This window comes from bacterium (genome assembly GCA_016702305.1).
Taxonomy (GTDB): Bacteria; Electryoneota; RPQS01; order RPQS01; family RPQS01; genus JABWCQ01.
The window spans coordinates 285838-304932 of the sequence record JADJEH010000017.1; the positions used below are offsets into that span (position 1 = coordinate 285838).

At 57.7% G+C, this 19095-nt stretch carries 19 protein-coding genes; 4 read left to right on the plus strand and 15 right to left on the minus strand.

What is annotated here, in order from left to right; all coding sequences use genetic code 11:
- Positions 1–120: 120 nt before the first annotated feature.
- The 4 genes from motA to IPH10_12360 are packed head-to-tail and all read left to right on the plus strand — an operon-like array spanning position 121 to position 3336.
- Positions 121–984 carry a flagellar motor stator protein MotA gene (gene motA, locus IPH10_12345; protein MBK6911697.1) on the plus strand — a complete coding sequence of 288 codons (864 nt, stop codon included), beginning with the start codon at positions 121–123 and terminating at the stop codon, positions 982–984.
- A 12-nt stretch (positions 985–996) separates the two neighbouring features.
- Positions 997–1893 (plus strand): OmpA family protein, encoded by an 897-nt coding sequence (locus tag IPH10_12350; protein ID MBK6911698.1) that lies wholly within the window; start codon positions 997–999, stop codon positions 1891–1893.
- Positions 1893–3038 (plus strand): hypothetical protein, encoded by a 1146-nt coding sequence (locus IPH10_12355; GenBank protein MBK6911699.1) that lies wholly within the window; start codon positions 1893–1895, stop codon positions 3036–3038. Before IPH10_12350 ends, IPH10_12355 begins: the two co-directional genes overlap by 1 nt.
- A 1-nt stretch (position 3039) precedes the next feature.
- Positions 3040–3336 carry a hypothetical protein gene (locus tag IPH10_12360; GenBank protein MBK6911700.1) on the plus strand — a complete coding sequence of 99 codons (297 nt, stop codon included), beginning with the start codon at positions 3040–3042 and terminating at the stop codon, positions 3334–3336.
- Positions 3337–3420: 84 nt separating this feature from the next.
- Here IPH10_12360 and IPH10_12365 read toward each other — a convergent pair whose 3' ends face one another.
- The 15 genes from IPH10_12365 to IPH10_12435 form a co-directional block, all read right to left on the minus strand.
- Positions 3421–4434 (minus strand): T9SS type A sorting domain-containing protein, encoded by a 1014-nt coding sequence (locus IPH10_12365; GenBank protein ID MBK6911701.1) that lies wholly within the window; start codon positions 4432–4434, stop codon positions 3421–3423.
- 61 nt (positions 4435–4495) lie between these two features.
- Positions 4496–5818 carry a T9SS type A sorting domain-containing protein gene (locus IPH10_12370; protein MBK6911702.1) on the minus strand — a complete coding sequence of 441 codons (1323 nt, stop codon included), beginning with the start codon at positions 5816–5818 and terminating at the stop codon, positions 4496–4498.
- A 309-nt stretch (positions 5819–6127) separates the two neighbouring features.
- Positions 6128–6907 carry a TatD family hydrolase gene (locus tag IPH10_12375; protein MBK6911703.1) on the minus strand — a complete coding sequence of 260 codons (780 nt, stop codon included), beginning with the start codon at positions 6905–6907 and terminating at the stop codon, positions 6128–6130.
- Between the two features lie 10 nt (positions 6908–6917).
- Positions 6918–8687, minus strand: a complete 1770-nt coding sequence (locus IPH10_12380; GenBank protein ID MBK6911704.1) for a VCBS repeat-containing protein — start codon at positions 8685–8687, stop codon at positions 6918–6920.
- Between the two features lie 90 nt (positions 8688–8777).
- Positions 8778–10013 (minus strand): cation:proton antiporter, encoded by a 1236-nt coding sequence (locus IPH10_12385; GenBank protein ID MBK6911705.1) that lies wholly within the window; start codon positions 10011–10013, stop codon positions 8778–8780.
- Positions 10010–11536, minus strand: a complete 1527-nt coding sequence (locus tag IPH10_12390) for a SpoIID/LytB domain-containing protein (protein ID MBK6911706.1) — start codon at positions 11534–11536, stop codon at positions 10010–10012. The genes IPH10_12385 and IPH10_12390 overlap by 4 nt, the downstream gene beginning before the upstream one ends.
- A gap of 57 nt (positions 11537–11593) precedes the next feature.
- Positions 11594–12343 carry an RNA methyltransferase gene (locus tag IPH10_12395; GenBank protein MBK6911707.1) on the minus strand — a complete coding sequence of 250 codons (750 nt, stop codon included), beginning with the start codon at positions 12341–12343 and terminating at the stop codon, positions 11594–11596.
- Entirely contained in the window at positions 12340–12669 is a 330-nt protein-coding gene (locus tag IPH10_12400) for a hypothetical protein (protein ID MBK6911708.1), read from the minus strand. The genes IPH10_12395 and IPH10_12400 overlap by 4 nt, the downstream gene beginning before the upstream one ends.
- A 6-nt stretch (positions 12670–12675) precedes the next feature.
- Positions 12676–14412, minus strand: coding sequence for a Na+:solute symporter (locus IPH10_12405; protein ID MBK6911709.1), 1737 nt, complete (start codon positions 14410–14412; stop codon positions 12676–12678).
- A gap of 81 nt (positions 14413–14493) precedes the next feature.
- Positions 14494–15390, minus strand: coding sequence for a T9SS type A sorting domain-containing protein (locus IPH10_12410; GenBank protein ID MBK6911710.1), 897 nt, complete (start codon positions 15388–15390; stop codon positions 14494–14496).
- The gene (locus IPH10_12415) at positions 15360–15728 is read right to left on the minus strand and encodes a hypothetical protein (GenBank protein MBK6911711.1); all 369 of its coding nucleotides are present in this window, start codon (positions 15726–15728) and stop codon (positions 15360–15362) included. Before IPH10_12415 ends, IPH10_12410 begins: the two co-directional genes overlap by 31 nt.
- Positions 15686–17572 (minus strand): fibronectin type III domain-containing protein, encoded by a 1887-nt coding sequence (locus IPH10_12420; protein MBK6911712.1) that lies wholly within the window; start codon positions 17570–17572, stop codon positions 15686–15688. The genes IPH10_12415 and IPH10_12420 overlap by 43 nt, the downstream gene beginning before the upstream one ends.
- A 58-nt stretch (positions 17573–17630) precedes the next feature.
- Positions 17631–18413: a sulfite exporter TauE/SafE family protein gene (locus IPH10_12425; protein MBK6911713.1), complete on the minus strand. Its 783-nt coding sequence runs from the start codon at positions 18411–18413 to the stop codon at positions 17631–17633.
- A complete protein-coding gene (locus IPH10_12430) occupies positions 18410–18844 on the minus strand; it encodes a hypothetical protein (GenBank protein ID MBK6911714.1) in 435 nt (144 codons plus the stop codon). The genes IPH10_12425 and IPH10_12430 overlap by 4 nt, the downstream gene beginning before the upstream one ends.
- A gap of 2 nt (positions 18845–18846) precedes the next feature.
- Entirely contained in the window at positions 18847–19092 is a 246-nt protein-coding gene (locus IPH10_12435) for a TM0996/MTH895 family glutaredoxin-like protein (GenBank protein ID MBK6911715.1), read from the minus strand.
- Positions 19093–19095: the final 3 nt, after the last annotated feature.

Sequence of the window (19095 nt, forward strand, 5' to 3'; positions counted from 1 at the left end):
GTGATGCTTGGAAGCGCGATCATGTGGGGCAACAGCACAGGGGGCACGGCTGTTGCGAAGTGTGGAATCGGACGCATGTTAATTTACTGTGTAGAATCGAAGCCACTTCCTTAAGATGCTATGGCAATAGTTGGAATCATCGTTGTGCTCGGCGGCGTGCTGGGCGGATTCATGATGGCAGGCGGCAGCCTTGGTGTGCTGTTCCAGCCATCTGAGTTCATTGTGATTGGCTGCGCCGCGATCGGCGGTCTGCTGATCTCGGTGCCGATCGCGACCTTAAAAAATCTCGTGGCGGACATTGTTGGTATCTTAAAGGGCAACATGGGCCCGTCGCGAGATACCTACATTCAAACGCTGCTGTTGCTCAACGAGCTGTTTCAAATGGCCCGCAAAGACGGTATCATCGCGCTCGAGTCGCACGTGAATGACCCGCACAAGAGCAAGATATTTCAAAAATACCCTAAAGTGTCTCACGATCACGGCGCAGTGTCGTACATCTGTGACACGATTAAGCTGTTTTTGGCCGGGTCCGTACCGCCGCACGAAATTGAGATGCTGATGGATGCGGAAATCGACTCGCATCACGAAGAAGCGGGCATTACGGCGACGGTCATCACTAAGATTGCGGACGCGCTGCCCGGACTTGGTATCGTGGCCGCCGTGCTCGGTATCATTATTACAATGGGTCACATTGACGGCGATCCGGCGGTCGTGGGCGGTCACGTCGCCGCCGCGCTCGTCGGTACGTTCCTTGGCGTGCTGATGGCCTACGGTTTCTTTTCGCCGATGGCCGCCAACCTCGAAGCGCGCAACCGCAATAACTCGCGTTTGCTGCACGTGATCAAAGCAGGCATCTGCGCCTTCGCCAAGGGCATGGCGCCGTCCGTGTCCGTGGAATTCGCGCGACGTTCGATCTTTCACTCCGACCGCCCGTCTTTTGAAGAGACTGAGAAGCTCCTCAAGGACGCCAAGAACGCCAAGTAACCGGCCGACAAGATGGCTGAGCATAACAACGATCCACCTGTCATACGCATTGTCAAGAAGGGCCACGGCCATGCTCACCACGGTGGTGCGTGGAAGGTAGCCTTCGCGGACTTTGTGACGGCAATGATGGCGCTCTTTATTGTGCTCTGGATTCTCGGTCAGTCGGAAGACGTGAAGCGCGGTATCGGCGGCTACTTCCGGGATCCGACCGGTAAAGCGCTGCTCGGCGCCGGTCCGGCTGACGCCTTGAGCAATGCGCAGAGCAAGTCCATCATCAAACTGCCGACGTCGTTGCAGCGCTATGCCATGCCCGACCAGGCGCTGGAGAACGAAGCGCAGAACCTCAAAGAGGTCATTGAAGAGAACGAAGTGCTGAGCGGCATGCGCGATCAGATTACCATCGAAGTATCACACGAGGGCCTGCGCGTCGAGATCAATGAAGGCGAGAAAGCCCCGCTGTTTGAATCGGGCAGCTCAAATCTCTCGCCGAAACTCATTGAAGCGTTGAAAGCGCTGGCCGCCGAGTATCAGAAGGTCTCCAACAAGCTGATCATCGAAGGCCATACCGACGCCGTGCCGTTCTCGAGTGACGGCATGTCCAACTGGGAACTCTCGACGCAGCGCGCCAACGAAGCCCGACGCGTGCTGGAAGGCGCGGGCTTGGCCGAAGATAAAGTGTTAATGGTGCGCGGTTTCGCCGACCGGCGCCCGCGCTTTGATGATCCGCTGGATTCACGTAACCGGCGCATTTCGATGCTGCTGGTCTCAGATCAAGGTATGGATATCGCGTTGGGCAAGTTGAGTTTTTACGGCATCGAGGACAAAGAGACGCCGCCTGCGACGCCGGACGCACAGCCGCAGAAATTCCGCGTGTCGCTCTATGCCACCGACAAAGAGGGAGATGAGTAGTGAGCTCGAACTTGCGCGTCAGAGCGCTCTATCTCCTGCATCCGGATGAACGCAGCGCGCCTGAAGTGGTGCATCTGGCGTGTGAAACGCGCTGCATACGCCGCGGTCACGATCCGGACTTGTCCGTCAAACAGTTTGATCCGGCGGTGATTGTCATCGGAGCGCCGCTCGACCACGAAGGCCATGTAGCGATTGATCGCGTGGCGACGTTAATGCTGCCCGTCGTGGGCTACGGCACCGGACCGAGTGATCGGCTGATGTGCGATGTGACGGCGACGATTTCAATGCCGGATTTCCGTTCACTGCTGTCGCTCTTGGCCAGCCCGGCCGCGCTCTGCAATCTGCCGCCGGGCACCGGCGCCAACGGCATGGGCACTTGGCTTAAGCATTCGGCCGATGACTTCGCGCAGATGATGGAACACCTGTTAGCGCTGCGCATGCCCGACTATCGCGACCGCGCGGAGCGGGTCGTGCAGGCATGTCTGTGGATTGCCTCGCATCTCGGAATGGGCGGCGAAGAGCTGAATACACTGCAGCTCGCGGCGCGCATGCGCGAAATAGGCAAGCTCGGCTTGCCCGACAAGATATTGTTCACGCCGCGCGATCAACGCTCGGAAAATGAACAGAGTATGTACGACCGCTATCCGATGCTCGGGGCGCGCGTGCTGCGGCAATTCCCGGTGTTTACGGCGGCAGCGAAGATCGTCGAGCATCATCTCGAGAACTTCGACGGATCGGGTGCAATGGGGCTGTTCTCGCATCAGATTCCGCTCGGCTCACGCATCCTGCGGGTTGCCGGAGCGTTCGGTATGATCACCGAAATGGGAATCAAGGGCCGCGATGAACTGGTACACATTCTGGGGCGCGGCCGCGGGATTCTCTATGACCCGATGATCGTCGGGCTGGTCGAGAATTACGCGACGCTGGCCACATCCACGATGCAGGTCGGTATTCCAACGCGGCGCGTCCGGATTTCAGACCTTCATGAAGGGATGATCCTGGCCGAGGATATCTGGAGCCGGACCGGCGTGAAGATCGTCGGCACCGGGACCCGGCTGAATGAGCATATCATCCGCATTCTGATGACCCTGCCCCTTAATATGGCAATAGAATCGGTAGAAGTCCAGCGCGATTCGATGTACTGACATGGACTCTTTCCAACTCTGGTGGCTGCTGGTCGTCTTGCCGATTCTGAATATCTTCGGAGCGTTGCGGGACGCGTGGACTGCGCTGCTGCATGCACAGGACGACGAAGAGCGGCGTGAGATCATCGGCAGCGCGGGCGCCCGAGCCTTTGTCAATACGATTCTGGCCATCCTGATTGCCGCCGCTCCCTGGCCATACAAGCTGCTGGGCTTTGTCCCGGCGCTGTTTCCCATCGTCGCGCACATCCTGGCGGAGTATTTCCATATCTACGTTAGCGTCCGCTTCCGGCACCGATAGCGCCGGAGATTGGCCAACAGCTAGAGAAACAGAAAGCCCCTCGGCGTGAGCCGAGGGGCTTTTGTATCGAAAGAGAGGCGGGAACTACTTCATCAACACCATTTTGCGAGTGGCGCTGAATTCGCCGGCTTCAAGGCGATAGATGTACATGCCGCTGGTGAGGTTCGAACCGTCGAAGTTCACCGTGTGCGTACCTGCCGCCGTCTGGCCGCTCACGAGCGTGGCGACTTCCTGGCCGACAAGGTTAAACACGCGGAGGGAAACGTTCGAAGCGACCGGCAGCGAGAAGCTGATGCTCGTTTCGGGGTTGAAGGGGTTCGGGAAGTTCTGCGCCAGGCCGAAATCTTCCACCGCACCCGCCGAACCCGGCGTGGCACTGGCCGTCGCGTACGTCGAGGTCTGACCGCTCAGGTCCACGCCCTGCAGCGTGTAGTGGTAGGTCTCGCCATTGCGCACGTCCGTGTCCACCCACGAGTAGGTGTGGCCGGTCGCGCTGTTCGTCGCATTGACCTGTTCCACCATGACGCCGTCGCGGACGACGTTAAACTGATCCATCTGCGATTCGCTGGCGGTCGTCCAGGCGACATTCACCGAGCCGTCGCCGGCCACGGCGGTGAAGCTCGACAGCTCCACGTCCAACTGATCGTCAAAGGTCAAGCAGAAGCAACCTTCACACAGGCTGAAGATTTCGATTTCCCAGTAGCCGTCGTGGTTCCAACGGTAGGCAATTTCCATGCACTCGTTGTAACCAGCCCAGTCGCCTGCGTCCGGAAAGAAGACGCCGCCACCCAGCACGAAAACGCTCGGCGGGGTAACAGGGCTGCAATTGGCGTCACAATTCGTGCTCATGGGGTTGCATCCGGCCGCTGTCAGAAGAACCGGAATACCGGCTTCATCGCGGTCTGCCCCAAGGAGCAGGAAGTTGACGAAGCTCATCGGGCACACCTTGATGCAGGCCGACTGGCCCAGCAGAAGTTCAGTGTTCAACGTAAACGGGGCGCCGTTAAAAGTCGGGACACAAGGCTGGGCCTGCACCGCAGACGGCAGGGCCAGCGCCATCGCACCGACCAACAGCAGCATAGCAATTATTTTCTTCATACAGTCAATCTCCGTGGTTGGTTTGGTCTGATACTGAGGCGGATCTCAGAGTCGGGACTGCTTACTTGAGGTAAAGCAGCTTGTTGGACTGGCTCACTTCACCAGCCTTCAGGGTGTACAGGTAGACACCCGTCGCGAGGCCTTCCGCCGACCAGTTCACGGTGTGCGTACCGGCGTTCATCGCGCCTTCCACAACCGTCGCCACTTCACGGCCCAGCATGTCATAAACCTTCAGGCTCACGTCCGTCGCGGCCGGCAGGTTGAAGCTGAACGCCGTCTGGGCGTTGAACGGGTTCGGATAGTTCTGCGACAGCGAGAACTCGCTGGCGACCAGACCACCCTGCGGCGTGGCTTCCGCCACCACCGACTGACCATCAATATTGTAAACGGAGATGTTGCCGTTCATGTCTTCGACGTGCAGCTTGTAGTAGTAGGTCGTGCCGTTCTGCACGTCTTCGTCCACAAAGCTGTACTGGGCGCCGGCGGCGCTGTTCTGCGCGTCCACAGAACCAATACCGAAGTAGCCGCCTTCACGCGTCAGGCTCTTGCTGATGCGGTATTCCTTCAGGTCGCTTTCGCTGGCCGCGGACCAATTCAGGCTAACCTGATTGTCGCCGGCAAGAGCGCTGAAGCCATTGATCTCGACGGGCAGAATGAAGTCAGAGCGCCAGATGCAAACGCAACCCGGGGCCTCACCGCAATAGGTCATCGTCAAGAACAGCAAGCAGTTCGGGAACACGCGAATCTGCCAGTTGAACAGCGACCAATCAACACCCGGGCAGTCCGGGTTGTTGCAATGCGAGCCCAGCGCGGGATCGCAACGGTTGGTCACGGTGACTTCCAACGAGCCCGGCGTGTAGCCCGGATCTTCACATTCGATCGGAATCAAATACGAACCGTGGCAGATCGTGGCACAGAATGCCGAGTTCACCGGAATCGTCTGCGGCACGACCGGCGTGCAGTTGTCGTTCAGGTACTCAAGCGTCTGACCATTCAGGGTCTGCAGACCGTTCCAGTCCACGATATTCTGCGTGCCGAAGCTCTGCGACCAGTCGGCGCTGTAAAGCGACACGTTGGCCTGAACATTGACGGCTTCGCCAATCGGCAGGTTGCCGACATACAAATCCAACTCACACCAGTGGCCATCCACATTTTCGGCCACGACGCCCGACACCAGCTCGCCATCTTCATAGCGCAGCGGGAGGCCGCATTCGGCCGGAAGGTGCACAAACTGAATAACAGCGCTGAAATTCTCGTTCGCTTCCAGCAGCAAGTGCATTTTCTGATTAGTCTCATCAAACGCAAGTGTCGCCGTCGTCAGGTCGAGCGCAAAGCTGCGGCCGCCCACGAGGGCCAACATCGCCAATGCCAAAACAAGTCTCATTTTCTTCATCCGATCACCTCTCTAATGGTCAAATGACTGCTCCGAAGGGCGTAGTCCACCCTCAGGGCCTTTTCCGTTTCCTTATAACTGTGGTAAATATACTTCCAGTCACCCAGCATGTCAAGAATTCTGAAGCGAAATGTAATTTTCTGAGGTGTTTAGGTAAGCCTTGAACCTGCCACTTTTTTCTGCCGTTAATATATGAATGTATTGAATTAAACAGACCAAAATGGAGCATAATCGGAGTGATTATATCACATTCAACCACCGTTTGCGGGTCACGAGTGCTCTTTGTGCCTCTTCCAGCCTCTATTTGCTTAGTGTAAGCCGCCGGTCGTTGAGGAACAGTTTCTCGGCTGTCGCGGTCGTAATGCGGGCCACTTCGACAGGACTAACTTTATGTATTTCCGCGAGTTTTAGAGCAATCTCCCGAACATAGGCTGGCTCGCAACGCTTCCCGCGGTAAGGCATCGGGGCCATAAACGGTGCGTCAGTCTCGAGCATAACAAGGTCGAGCGGAATCTGCTGGGCCAGGGCAGGCAAACTCGAGTTCTTGTAGGTCAAATTGCCCGTGAACGAGACGAGGAAGCCCTGGTCAAGCACTCGCCGAGCATAAGCGTAATCCTCTGAGAAACAGTGGAATACCCCTTTGGAATTGCCGGCTGCTTCGATCATCTCAATCGTGCGCTGCCCGGCTGCACGGTGGTGGATGATTACCGGAAGGTCCACCCGCCGGGCCAACGCCAGCAGGCGCTCGAACAGCTTTTCCTGACTGGCGAGATTCGTCTCACCGCGGTAGATATCCAAGCCAATTTCGCCGACAGCCACGACCGCCGGGTCCCCGACGGCCGCCTCCAACCAGTCCAAATCCGCTTCCGTTACCTGATCCGTCTCGCTCGGATGTACCCCAAGCGCGCAATAGACTTGACCGGGAAAACGACTGACCAGATCAAGGCACTGCGAACCCGTCGCACGGTCCACGGCAATCGTAATGGCACGATCCACCCCAGCCGCACGCGCGCGCACCATCACCTCATCAAGATCATCGGCAAACTGTTCGTAGTAAAGATGGCAGTGGGTATCAATCATGGCTATTTGTTCATTTCAGGTAGACGAGCCGCACCGGCGCAAGCAAGGGCGTCTGGTTTGCGCCCACCAATTCTACAAAGTAGCTGCCGCTGGCGAGGTCGGTCGGTGCAAAGTCAACTCGGCCCGACAGCTCGCGCAGTTCTCTGCGCCAAACTTCGCGGCCAAGCAGATTGACAACGCGCAGCGTAGCCGACACGCCGCCGGGAAGTGAGTACGACAATTCGGTTGATCCGTTAAACGGGTTTGGATACGCCTTCAGCGCATACTCGCCGGGGAGCACGACATGGTCGGGAATGGCGGTTGCTTCACCCTCGACAACATCCATTGTGATGTTGGAGACGACATTCGTGAAATACTCTGTGAGCCCCGACGGCCAGCGAATCTCGATGGAATCGGCAAATTCGGCGGCGCTCAAGCCGAAATGCTGAATCAAACTGTTATGGCCGTTGAAACTGTTCTGGGTGTTGACTTCGCGGGTTTGCCACATGGCCTGGCCGTTGATCGCCGCTTTCACCCGGACAATAGCGCCAATCGCCGCGCGATTCGCTGCCGTGCCGGTTAGCCGCAGTTTGAGCCAGTGATTCCCGTTGACCGTTTCATTGCGATAAAAGCCCTGCGCGGCGCCGTCGGCCGTGATAAACAGATCGAGATCGCCGTCGTCGTCATAATCGCCCGCCGCCGGACAGCGAAAACTCCCCGCCACCGTGAACACGGTCGCCACACTTTCAAAGGTGCCGTCGCCGTTGTTGCGGTAGTACTTATTCGTGCCCGTCTCGTTGGCCACAACGCAGTCAAGATAGCCGTCATTGTCAAAATCGGCCCAGCAGTTGCCGAGCGATACCTGCCGATCCGTGACGATTGTGCCCTCAGTTACACGAACATAGGTTCCGTCGTCGTTGCGATACAAGTCGTTGGCACGGCCATTGTTGAATCCGGCCGTGTAATTGGTAATGTAACAGTCGAGATCGCCGTCATTCTCGATGTCAATCCAATTGATGTTCTGGCCGTCGCGCGTCTGATCCGTAAGCTCGACGCCCGTCCAACGCACCAGAGCCGCGTCGCCCGACTCGCGCAGAGTGTTGCGATAGAAGTAGTCAGGACTGGCGGCGCTGACCTCGCCGGTGCCGATGAAGAAATCCAAATCGCCGTCAAGGTCGTAGTCCGCAAAGCTGCCGACGGTGTAGGCGTCAAGGCCCGTCGCGACGTCGCCGGTCGTGACACGCGTAAACGTGTAGTCCGGCGGGCCGTCGTTATGAAACATCAAATTGGGAAGACTCGGATTCCCGAGAAAACCCGCCGGATGTGTGATGATCAAATCAACATTCCCGTCGCTGTCGAAATCACCCCACGCGCCCGACCAGCCGCGATAGTCGTGGCCTGTCGCGCCGATGTCGCCACTGTCTACTTCGGTGAAGACCGCGTTGCCGTCGTTGCGAAAGAGCGCCGAGCGCGGCGAACTGGCAAGATACAAGTCGAGATCGCCGTCGTTATCGTAGTCCGCCCACGAACCGCCGCTGCCAAGGCCGTTCTGCGGCGCGATGCCGATCAACGCATTATCAAAGACGCCGTTGCCGTCGTTGCGATAGAGCAAATTGCGATTAACCCAAAGGTCCTCGTCTCCGTCATTGTCATAATCCACCCACGCACAGCCGCGATAGCCGGTCTGGCCGGGTGTTACCGCCGCTTCATTCTGCGGATCGGTGACGCGAACAAAAGTCTGCGCATGCGCGGCGTGAACAAAGAGTACGAGCAGCAGTACGGTGCGAATCGAAGCAAGCATGGTTCCCTCCAGGGCGTTGTTGTGCTTGCGAATCGGTCTTAGAGGGACCCACCTCTCAACCCCGACTCCGCCGATTCCGCGTGTGAATGATTATGTAGTTTCTTCGGATGTTCCGGGTAATGTTCCGCGTTCGACCCAACGGACTCCCGCGGTGATGGCCAAATTTGTGAATAAGACGATGCAAATCGTGACGGTGATGAATTCCGCGTTGACCTTGACACCGTATTGCAGCGGAATCGTGGCGAGCACCGCCGAGGCGAGACCGCGTGGCATGAACAGGAACAGCGCCCGCGCGGCGGCGCTGTGTTCCGTCTTGTTTTCGCCGATCTTTATCCAAATCACGGTGAGCCACCGCGCAACGAGCAGCGCCAGATAAATTGCGCCCGCTTGGAGCAAAATCTTGACCGAGATTGCGCTATAGTCAAACAGCATTCCCAGAAAGACGAAGAAAAACGTACGCACGAGAAATGTCAATTCGGCATGGAAGCCGCGCACGTTCGCGCCCATCCACTCCCGCAATTCTGCGCGGCCGTTCGTCCCCGGCCAAAACCGCCGCAGCAGGCGCGGCCCGTTGGATAGAACGGTCGCGAACAGAAACACTCCGAAAACACCCGAGCTGTGCACCGCTTCGCAGGAGGCATACACGACAAGCATTGCCGCGAACGTCGCCAGATACACTAACGGCTGATCACTGAGGCGTCCGATGATCCAGCCCCATGCGAACGCGGCTAACGGCCCGATCCACAACGCACCAGTCAAGGATGCCAGAATCAACAACGCCGGATTGCCTCCGTCTGAGGGCTTGGCGAAGATGTTCAGCAGCGTAACGGTAATTAGAACGGCTATTACGTCTGACAGGGAACTCTCAAGTTCGAGCACCGTCTGAACAGGTTTGGCCATTCGCACCTGCCGCACGAGCGGGACGACAATTGCTGCGCTGGTGCAAGACAGCGCGGAGGAAAGGAGTAACGCGTTCAGCCAGTGGTATTCAAAAACATACAGACAGATCGCCGCGATGAAAATGAAAGACAGCACGAAAGCGAGGGCCAAAAGCGCCAGAGAGTTGCGCCATTGTTTGATCACATGCGCGAAATCGAGATGCAGTCCGCCTTCAAACATGATGACCAGAAGCGCGAAGGCACCGAAATAGGGCGCGATGGAGAAGACAAGTGAAGTGTCCACTTTCAAGAACTCGCGCAAAGCCACGCCTGCGCCAATCAACAGCATCGCCTCCGGCACACGCGTGACCTTGAACAGCCATGCGCCGAGGAAGCCGAGGCCGATGATGGCCGCGATCATGAAGAAGAGTGTCGGTACGTCAATCAAAGTTTCAGCAATTCCGTATTCGGATAGTAGTGTGCCAGAATTCTCTCCATACTCCATCCTTCCTTGGCCATCGCCACCGCGCCGAGCTGACACAGACCCACGCCGTGACCCCAACCGCCGCCCGTCAGCGTAATTGTGTCGCCCATAACATGCGCGAAGAAATACGACGACGGCAAATGTGATGCCGACAGTGCGCGGCGGATTTCCAACTCGCCATACAGCGTGATCGTGCCCGCTCCGCCGCGCAACTCAAGAATGGTAATGCGCCCGGACGGACTGCGATGCCGCACTGTCAAATGTTCGACCGCGCCGATACTCTGACCTGTCTTGCGCGTCAGCAGGGCTCCAAGTTCGATCTTATCATACTCCCGCGTCCAGCGAAACAGCGCGTCTTCATCCCATGGCTTGGGATATGGATAGTGCTCAGGATTGCAGAACGCGCGCGGTGGGTTATGCAGAAACTCCTCCGCGATCTTCTCATCGCTGAGATCCGGTACAGGAAAATCGCCACACGGCCGCACGGCGAAATAGCCGGGCTCTTCTTCTCCCCACACTTCCACGAACAGATCACTCGCGCCGCCGCAGGACTTGGCGTAGCGCGCGTCGGCGACGCGACGCTCGTGAAGCAATACGACTCCACTCGTCGCCCGAATCGGCGCAATCACCGCATTGGCTTCGCGCACGATCCCCTGATAGCATTGACAGTGATCGTCGTGGCAAAGATCGAAGCCGTCGCTGTAATGATGGCGATTGGCCGTGGCGAGTACCGTCGAGCGCGCCGCGACGGCTTGCGCTTGTGAGAATGCAGCGGGAAGATCGTGGCGCATCTCGCTGCCGACTGCGGTTTCGACATACTGCTCGAGCGACAGACGATTCGCCGCGCTCAATCCACCGTCTGGCGTGGCGAAGAGTTCGAGTTCACCGCGATAGGTCAACGGCTCGCGGCGTTCCCAATGAAAACCGCGGCCAATCGGAACGCTGTCGAGCGTGAAGGTTGCGTGCTCATTGTGCGGGATCAATTGCACACGCACAACGGTTGTGGAGAAATCACCGAGTGTCAACTCGAAGCGCGTTTTCATCTCGGGACGCGACAGGCGCACGAGCGTCAAGCCGATAGGATGCGTGGCGCGTAAGGCGTGCATGGCCGCGCCGGCATCGTCGCGGGAGTTGAGTTTGATCACCGGCCACCAGACGCGGTTGTCGAGCGCACCGTGCGACGTTTCCCAGATTTTCCCCGCTTCGAGAATTTCGCCGTGCGCGAGCAAATTGGCATCGGTGATTTTGTTCAGGACGCGCTCGGCGCTCTCATGTGTTAGGCATTCGCCTAGGCGAATGGCCCATTGCAGTGGCGCGGGTTGCGAGTCGTTCGCAATCGCCGAAAATTTGCACGCGCTCAACTCGCGTTCGAGCCAGCGGTTGCACTCGGTGAAGCAGCGCGCGGTGAAGGTGCCGGAAAGAGAACCGAGGATGTGGGGCTCGTTCCAGAGGAGGCCGATGGAGACGGAAAGCAAGTCAGAAGTCAAGAGTCAGAAGTCAGTTGATTAGGAACGAGGTATGGAAAATGTCGAGTCGCACTGGTGTCAACTCAAGGCGTAACAAAACACCGCTGCTGCGGTGACGAGGTTTAAACTCTCCGCGTCGCCTTGCGGTTTCAGCGTTAGTTTCTGTGTGCACAGCGCCTCAAGATCGGGATGCAGCCCGCGCGATTCGTGGCCGAGCACGAGCAGCTTGGGCTGTTTCAAATTTGTAGCTTGCGCGAGTTCGGTGCCCCCGTGCGCGACCAGAGCCAGCGAGTCGCCCTTCCATTTGTGAATGAACGACTCCAGATCGGCGACCTCGCGCGCGGGTTGATGAAACAGCGAGCCCATCGAGCCGCGTACGACTTTTTCATTCCATACGTCGGCGGAACCTGCGCCGAGCACGAGTTCGGACACACCGAAGAAATCGGCCACGCGCAGGAGTGCGCCGCAATTGCCGGGATCGCTGACCTGCTCGCACAACAGCGTCAGGCCGCTCTTGCGCGGGTGCAGTTTGAACTGTTTGCCGATGGCCGCGATGCCCTGCGTGGTCTCGACTTGCGACACACGGTCGAAAATCTCCGGCCCGACGCGATAGCAGAGCAGTTTCGGATGCTTGCGCGTCAGCGCTTCCCAGCGCTCGGCCTCGCTATTCAGCACGAGCAAACAATCCACTGATTTGGCGTGCAGCGCTTCGCGCACGCAGACTTCGCCTTCAATCAGGAATTGTCCCGATTCGCGGCGATATTTTTTTTGCGACAGCCGCGCCCAGTCGGCGACCTGTTTGCGCGTGGGGGTGAGAAGATCGGTCATGGTAAAGTTGCTTCTAAACAGTTAATCGGAACCCAGCCCGCTGCGCCCTGGGCATTCACGCACCAGACCCACGACGACAGCGTTTGCAATACGGTGACTTCTTCGCCGGCCTCGACGTCGAGTTCGCGCGCGTCGTAATCCGCACTCAAACATGCGTTCGCGCTGTCATTCACACTCTGATGTACCCACCCCGCACGTCCCTCCGGACCGACGCACCAAATCCAATCAGGATTTTCCGCGTCGGGTTCGCCGATTTCCAGCGCATCACGCAGTTTGCCGCGAATGGGATCGGCGTAGGTTTTGGTGTAGGACTTGGTGATGCACATGTGCTTTCATTCCGTCCTTAAAAACCCGTCTTTCCATAATCCTAAGCCGCCGATGAGCATGACGACTGACCAGACGATGGCGAGCGTGGTGTTGAGCAGGAGCACGTAGCCGAGGCCCAAGGTCAGGCCGAAGACCAGTGCCAGGCCCCAGGCGAAGCCGCGCAGGGCGCGTGCGCTCGATTCGGGTTTGGGCACCATCAGGCCATTCGCACGCGCATACTCTTTAACGGGACCCCAAGCGCCGTAGGGTTTCGTGCGGCGGTAGAACTCGGCGAGCTTATCGAGCGGCGCGGGTTTGGTCAAGAGTGTGACCCCTAACCAGATAACCGCCGAGCCGAAGGTGATCACGAGCAGCCGTTCGCCGAAATGCAGTCCGCTCGCGCTGAACAGATAGACCGTGATCGCACTCGACGCAATCATGGCCGAAATTTCGCTCCACGCATTCACGCGCCACCAGAACCATCTTAAGATGTAGACCGGCCCCGTGCCTGCACCGAAGGCAATCACAAATTTGAAGGCCTCGGTCACGCTCTGCGTGTAGTAGGCCGCCAGTCCCGCGGCAACCAGCACCACCGTCGTCGCGACCATGCTCATGCGAATGTAGTGGCGGTCGGTCTTCTCACGCGCGAACAACGGTTTGTAGAAGTCCGTCACCAGATAGCTCGCGCCCCAATTTAGTTGCGTAGAAATCGTGCTCATGAAGGCCGCAATCAGCGATGCGACCAGGAGACCCTTCAAACCGGACGGTAGCAGCTCCATCATTAAACGCGGATAGGCCTGCTCGGGATCGGCGATGTTCGGGTAGATAATCAGCGAAGCGAGCGCCACAAGCACCCACGGCCACGTGCGAAACGCCAAATTCGTGAGACTGTACCACAGCGTCGCCAACAGCGCGTGCTGCTCGTTCTTGCAGGCGTTCTGCTTCTGAATCACCTTGCCGCCGCCGTCGGAATTGACGTTGGCCCACCACGTCACGAAACTGTACGTTGCAAAACCCAAGAACGCTGGTGTCCAGAAGTCCGCGCTGAGTATTGAACCCGCACCGGGTGTCGGCACCATGTCTAACAACTGCGGATTGGTCGTGACTTTCATCACGCCGTCTTTCAAAGCCTGCAAGCCGCCGACTTCGTTCACGGCATAGATTGCGAAGACAATCGCGCCGCCCTGCATGATGACATATTGCACCAAATCGGTCAGCGCGACGCCCCACTGCCCCGAGAGCAGCGTGTAAGTATAGGCCAGCCCTGTGAACAGAATAATCGCCGTCGGTTTGTCCCAGCCGACGGCTTCATTCATGATCTTGTACATCGCCAGAATCACCCAGCCCATCGCGATCACGTTGATCGGCAGCGCGAGCCAGAGCGCGCGAAACGTGCGCAGGCCGCGCGTCACCGGCGAATCACCGTAGCGCAAGACTGTCAGTTCGACATCGGTCAACACCTTCGCGCGGCGCCAAAGTTGCGCCAAGAAAAACGTCGCGAATAGCGAGCCGATGCCGAAGCACCACCACTGCCAGTTCTCGTAAATCCCCGCCGTGCGCACGAGCTTGGTCACATACAGCGGCGTGTCGCACGAGAACGACGTCGCCACCATCGTCGTCCCGGCAATCCACCACGGCAAGGCCCGCCCCGCCAAAAAATATTCCTCGGTCGAGGAGTGCGCGCGCTTCGTCATGACTAAGCCCACAACCAGGCTTAGCAAATTGTACGCGATGATGAGGGTCCAGTCGAGCGTAGACAGCATGCAGGGTACCTTGAAATGAAAAGCCGGGCGGCAGGGGCCACCCGGCTAATGAACGAAAGTTCAGCCAATCCTGCAAGTGCATCACTTCAGCAGCAGCAATTTCCTCGTCTGGCTCTCGCCGCCCGCTTCGAGGCGGTAGAAGTAGAGTCCGCTGGCGATCTGTTCGCCGTTCAGCATGACGCGGTGGTGGCCTGCGGTGACTGCGCCGTCGAACAGCGTGCGCACGAGTTGGCCCTGAATGTTGTAGAGCTTCAGGGCTGCTTCCATCTGCGCGGGCAGCTCGAATTCAATCACCGTCGTGGCGTTGAAGGGATTGGGATAGTTCTGATGCAAACTGATTGACGTTGGCAGCGAGACCGGAGGCGCGGGGGTTTCAAGATTCTGCGTGCGCAGTAACTCCATTGACGCCTCGAGGATATCCTGCGCTGGCGCCGCGGGTATGAAATAGAGCGGGAACCCAAACATGATTTCACCCGGACCTACTACTCCACAGACTGCATCGACAAATCCCGTAGTGTCATCCTCGTGCAAACGAACTTCGCATAACGGCCAAGTGTTCCCGCGGGGCCAAAAGAGGTCCACGCCCGGCAGGTACTCGAACCCCGTCCATTCGATGAAAACCAGCGCAGCCAGCTTGCTCTCGTCCCAGGAAAAGTGCGGCGGGAACATTGTGGGACCAAAATCTGCACCAGTAACCATCACCTGAGTGCCGGGAATGGATGGGTTAAACTGCGGTGAAGTACGCACAGAGTCAAAAGTCAGAGGCGCAAGCCGAGCAAGTTGACTTGGCGACGATTGAAGGCCGCTTCCCATTCCAGCGGCAAGAAGAGAATGGCGGCCAAAGCGAATCAATTTGCCGCCAATGGAAACGTATTCGCGCAGCGCCGATTCGCGTTGGGTAATCTGCACACCGGTCCGCGAGTTCTGCGGATTTTCGCTGTGCCAAATCACGATTTCATATTGTGCCAAGGACTGCAACGACAGTGGCGCAGCATTGTTGGCGGATCTACGTAATCAAATGTCTCGCCAGAGGCATTCAGCAAGGAATCATACCAGAACCGAACAAGCGAATCGTGAACGGCACCGCGGAATAGGTCTGCTGCCGTTGGCGATTTCGTCTCGTCATACACCAAAATCGAATTCGCCGGCGCAAACGGCGTGAGCGTCACGCTATTCGACGGCAAACTGGTGATACCGAGCGAATTGTGCAGATACAGCGTGTACGAGTAGTGGCGGCCCGAAATGACATTGTCGTCATTGTAACCCGGTGTTGTTAGATTGTCGAATTCGGTTTGTACCGTCGAATCGAGGCGCACGAGGCGGTAATGCGAGAACGTTGGATCATCTGTCGCGATCCACGAGAGCGAGTTGACACCACCGGCGTTGATCCTGCTAAGGGAAATACTGTCCTGGGGATTGCGCCAACACGCACGATCTGCTTGGAGGGTGCGCTTTCGAAACTCTGCGCATCCACAGAAACGACCTCAATCAACCAATCATCACCATTGGTCAGGCCGGTGACAACAAACTCTTCGTCAACAATCGTTCCCGTCGTCAACTCGACGCGCTCACCTTGTCCGCTATCGGGACGGCCATAGACGCGGTAACCGGCAATCTCGCCGTGCGCAGGCGAATCCCATTCGAGCGGAATTTGGCCGCTTTGTGCTTGCACGACCTGCATGTTCTGCGGATGTGAGGGCGGTTGGAAGGTGTAGTCCGAATCATAAACTACCCGAGAGAGAGCGTATGTCCATCGCAGCCCTTCGTAGTGGAAAAGCGTTGAGTCGAGATTGGCCGGATCCGGTTGCGGATGAGCGGGGTCGTGAAAGTACTCCCCGATGAACATAACAAATGTTACAGTTGACGTTTCATGCGGTTCCAGTCGGTAGTGGCATGCACCAGTAGTGTCGGTATAGTCGTATCGTCCGAATTTCTCTATGCCCAACAGGAACCTGACGTCGTAGCCGTCGGCTATATCCCGCTGGGTCTGGTCATCTAGATTGACTTGACGCCATTCATGCTCACCGCCTGTATGACATTCATAGTCATCATTCTGTGCGGGATGTGTGGCTCGAATTGCGTACGTGCCATAGTCAATTTCGTTTCCGGCCAATATGTCGTAGCTTTCGCTATCTCTTATCGGTGTTCCCCGGGACGAAGTCCACGTGGGCGTATCTTGCCAGGCTGGCCCGAAGTCGAGATTGACATCTGGATTGGGATTCCACCAGTTGTATGAACCAGGGTAGTTTGCCGCAATTGAACCAAGTTCAATCGAGAGCGGGGCCATACCGAATGCGTGCGGCAGCACGATGGGACCACCCCCAACTGATCTTCCGTCGTTGTCGGCCGTCCATGCGATCGTCCTATCCGTTTCGCTGTCAATTACGAATGCGCCGGTGATGTCGTCAATATGTTCATTGTTAACACCAGCGACTCCAACATCGCAATCCATGTAGAACCCGATCACGGGATCAACTAACGCGTGTTCGCCGATATTTTCAATTTCATAGTCCAAAATGACAAACCGCGCGAACTCAGGAGCAGTCCAGAGGCGCGCGATTTGGGTGATTTCAAGGCCGAGTGGTCGGTGTTGCCCATCAAGTGGAACCGGCATTACGAACAACTGATCCGTTAGCGTGTCACTATAGACCGCCACGGCTTCAATGTTAGCTTGAGCGTTCGGATCGTAGATGCTGTTGCCAAAACAATCGGTGGCGTCGGGCAGGTTCGAACGTAGGACAATGCCGTTGTTCGGAGCTTCGCCGGCGTGAAACTCGGCAACGGACGGATTTTGCCAGCCGTCCGTACCAACTGAAACACGAGGCACAAGTGAGTCACCGTAGTCAATCAACGCGCCGACCCACAGCCCCCCCTGAAACAGATATTGCGCGTCACTGCCTTCGGGATACTCGAACTGCGGCGCCCATGTACCTGAGCAGGGGTCATCCAGCGAAGACGACTGCGAAGGGCCATCATTGCCGAAAAAGCCGAAGTTGGTGAAATTGAAGGCAAGCGTGCCATTGCGCAGGACGTAGTTTTCATCCTGCGGGTTGGCGATGTCGAGGGGTTGGCGCGGGTTGCGGACGGGGCCGCGGTCCAGGGGGCGGGGCAGGGCGACGGTCGTCGCAAGGAGGGAGAATAGTAGCATCAAGCGGAACATAGGACACCTCCGGCAGCTGTGCGCTGCATGATGCGAATTACCGGGATCCGCTTATAATCTATTGCGCAATTATGGGATTGTCGGGGAGAAGGTGATCGGAATGGGGTCCTTGGCCAGTCGAGTCGGGCGGCGGTTGCCGCGCGGGGGGGGGGGGGGCCCGGGGCCCGGGCCGCGGGGTCATATACAATCCGATACAAATAAAGATAATAGCTGTGGACACCCGCGCCCACCTCTCAAACGACGACAGTCGCGTGAACAGTCTGGCTGTGGCTTGCGCACTGAAGACGATGACGGCCGCGAAGGCTAAGACGGGGAGTGCCGTGCCGAGGCCATAGACTGATGGAAAGATTGCAATGGATTCGTGGCGCACGGCCAACGGGATCAAGCTGCCGAAGAACAGCGCCGCGCTGACCGGGCAAAATGAGATTGCGAAGAGCGCGCCCAACATCAACGCGCCGAGTCCACCCCACCCTTCGGCGCGTTTGGCCAAACGCTCGAGTCCGGCACTGCCGCTGAGTACGGGCAGCTTCAGCCAACCGGTCAGTAGAATACCCACCACGATTAAGAACGGGCCGAGCGCCTGATGCATGTACTTCTGCAAGCCGAACGAGAGTTTCGACAGCGAGAGCACACTCCACACCACCAATGCGCCGACGACGACATAGGCGAGCATGCGGCCAACGGTATAGAGCACGCCCGTCCACAGCGCTTGCCGCGGAGCATGCGCGCGCCGTGCCACAAAGGACACGGCGGCGATATTGGTGGCCAACGGACAGGGGCTAATCGAAGTTAAAATCCCCAACCACAGCGCCGAACCCAAGCCGATGACAAAGTCGTTCATTCGCCGAGGAAGCTCGCGACTTCCGCCGTCACGTATTTCTTGAAGGCCGCTTCATCACCCAGTAACTCCCACACCTTGTCGCAGTTCTTCCACTTGACCTGCGCGCCGTTTTCATAGCGTACCAGCACGAGGGACTTGGTGAAGAGCTTGTACTCGTCAATGAAGTGCGCATTGGCTTCTTCGTCGAGGTTTTTCATCATCCACGCGAGCTGACCAGCGGCGAGCTGGGGCGCGAAGCCCGCTTCAATGGCTTCGTGCGAATATTTCTCGATCTTTTGGCAGCTCGGGCAGCGCACGGTGTTCATGAAATAGTAGGCCACATTTGTGATCTGCGGCGTTTGTGCGCTGTCGGGTGTGGCGACGGCGGCTTCTTCGGCAAGGACAGGCGACGCAAAGAGGGCAAGCAGTAGTACGGTAAACAGTGTTTTCATGATCACTTTCCGCCAGTTGACGTCAGCAGAGTTTGTAATTCCGGCTCGGTGGGAATACGGCCCGAGACTTTGATTTCGCCATCTACCAACAGCGCAGGCGTCATCATCACGCCCGCCGCAAGAATGGCATTGATATCCGTGACTTTCTCGAGCGTGAAATCGAGTTGTTTTTCGCGCGCCACACGCTCCGTTAGCTCGGCCAGTTTGTGACACTTCGGGCAGCCGGTGCCCAGGACTTGAATCTTCAAATT

Bases quoted from the DNA above. Each gene is read 5' to 3' on its own strand.
- IPH10_12380 (MBK6911704.1), bottom strand. From the start codon at position 8,687: ATGCTTGCTTCGATTCGCACCGTACTGCTGCTCGTACTCTTTGTTCAC.
- IPH10_12360 (MBK6911700.1), top strand. From the start codon at position 3,040: ATGGACTCTTTCCAACTCTGGTGGCTGCTGGTCGTCTTGCCGATTCTG.
- IPH10_12375 (MBK6911703.1), bottom strand. From the start codon at position 6,907: ATGATTGATACCCACTGCCATCTTTACTACGAACAGTTTGCCGATGAT.
- motA (MBK6911697.1), top strand. From the start codon at position 121: ATGGCAATAGTTGGAATCATCGTTGTGCTCGGCGGCGTGCTGGGCGGA.
- IPH10_12350 (MBK6911698.1), top strand. From the start codon at position 997: ATGGCTGAGCATAACAACGATCCACCTGTCATACGCATTGTCAAGAAG.
- IPH10_12370 (MBK6911702.1), bottom strand. From the start codon at position 5,818: ATGAGACTTGTTTTGGCATTGGCGATGTTGGCCCTCGTGGGCGGCCGC.
- IPH10_12430 (MBK6911714.1), bottom strand. From the start codon at position 18,844: ATGAAAACACTGTTTACCGTACTACTGCTTGCCCTCTTTGCGTCGCCT.
- IPH10_12420 (MBK6911712.1), bottom strand. From the start codon at position 17,572: ATGTTCCGCTTGATGCTACTATTCTCCCTCCTTGCGACGACCGTCGCC.
- IPH10_12395 (MBK6911707.1), bottom strand. From the start codon at position 12,343: ATGACCGATCTTCTCACCCCCACGCGCAAACAGGTCGCCGACTGGGCG.
- IPH10_12365 (MBK6911701.1), bottom strand. From the start codon at position 4,434: ATGAAGAAAATAATTGCTATGCTGCTGTTGGTCGGTGCGATGGCGCTG.
- IPH10_12425 (MBK6911713.1), bottom strand. From the start codon at position 18,413: ATGAACGACTTTGTCATCGGCTTGGGTTCGGCGCTGTGGTTGGGGATT.
- IPH10_12400 (MBK6911708.1), bottom strand. From the start codon at position 12,669: ATGTGCATCACCAAGTCCTACACCAAAACCTACGCCGATCCCATTCGC.
- IPH10_12405 (MBK6911709.1), bottom strand. From the start codon at position 14,412: ATGCTGTCTACGCTCGACTGGACCCTCATCATCGCGTACAATTTGCTA.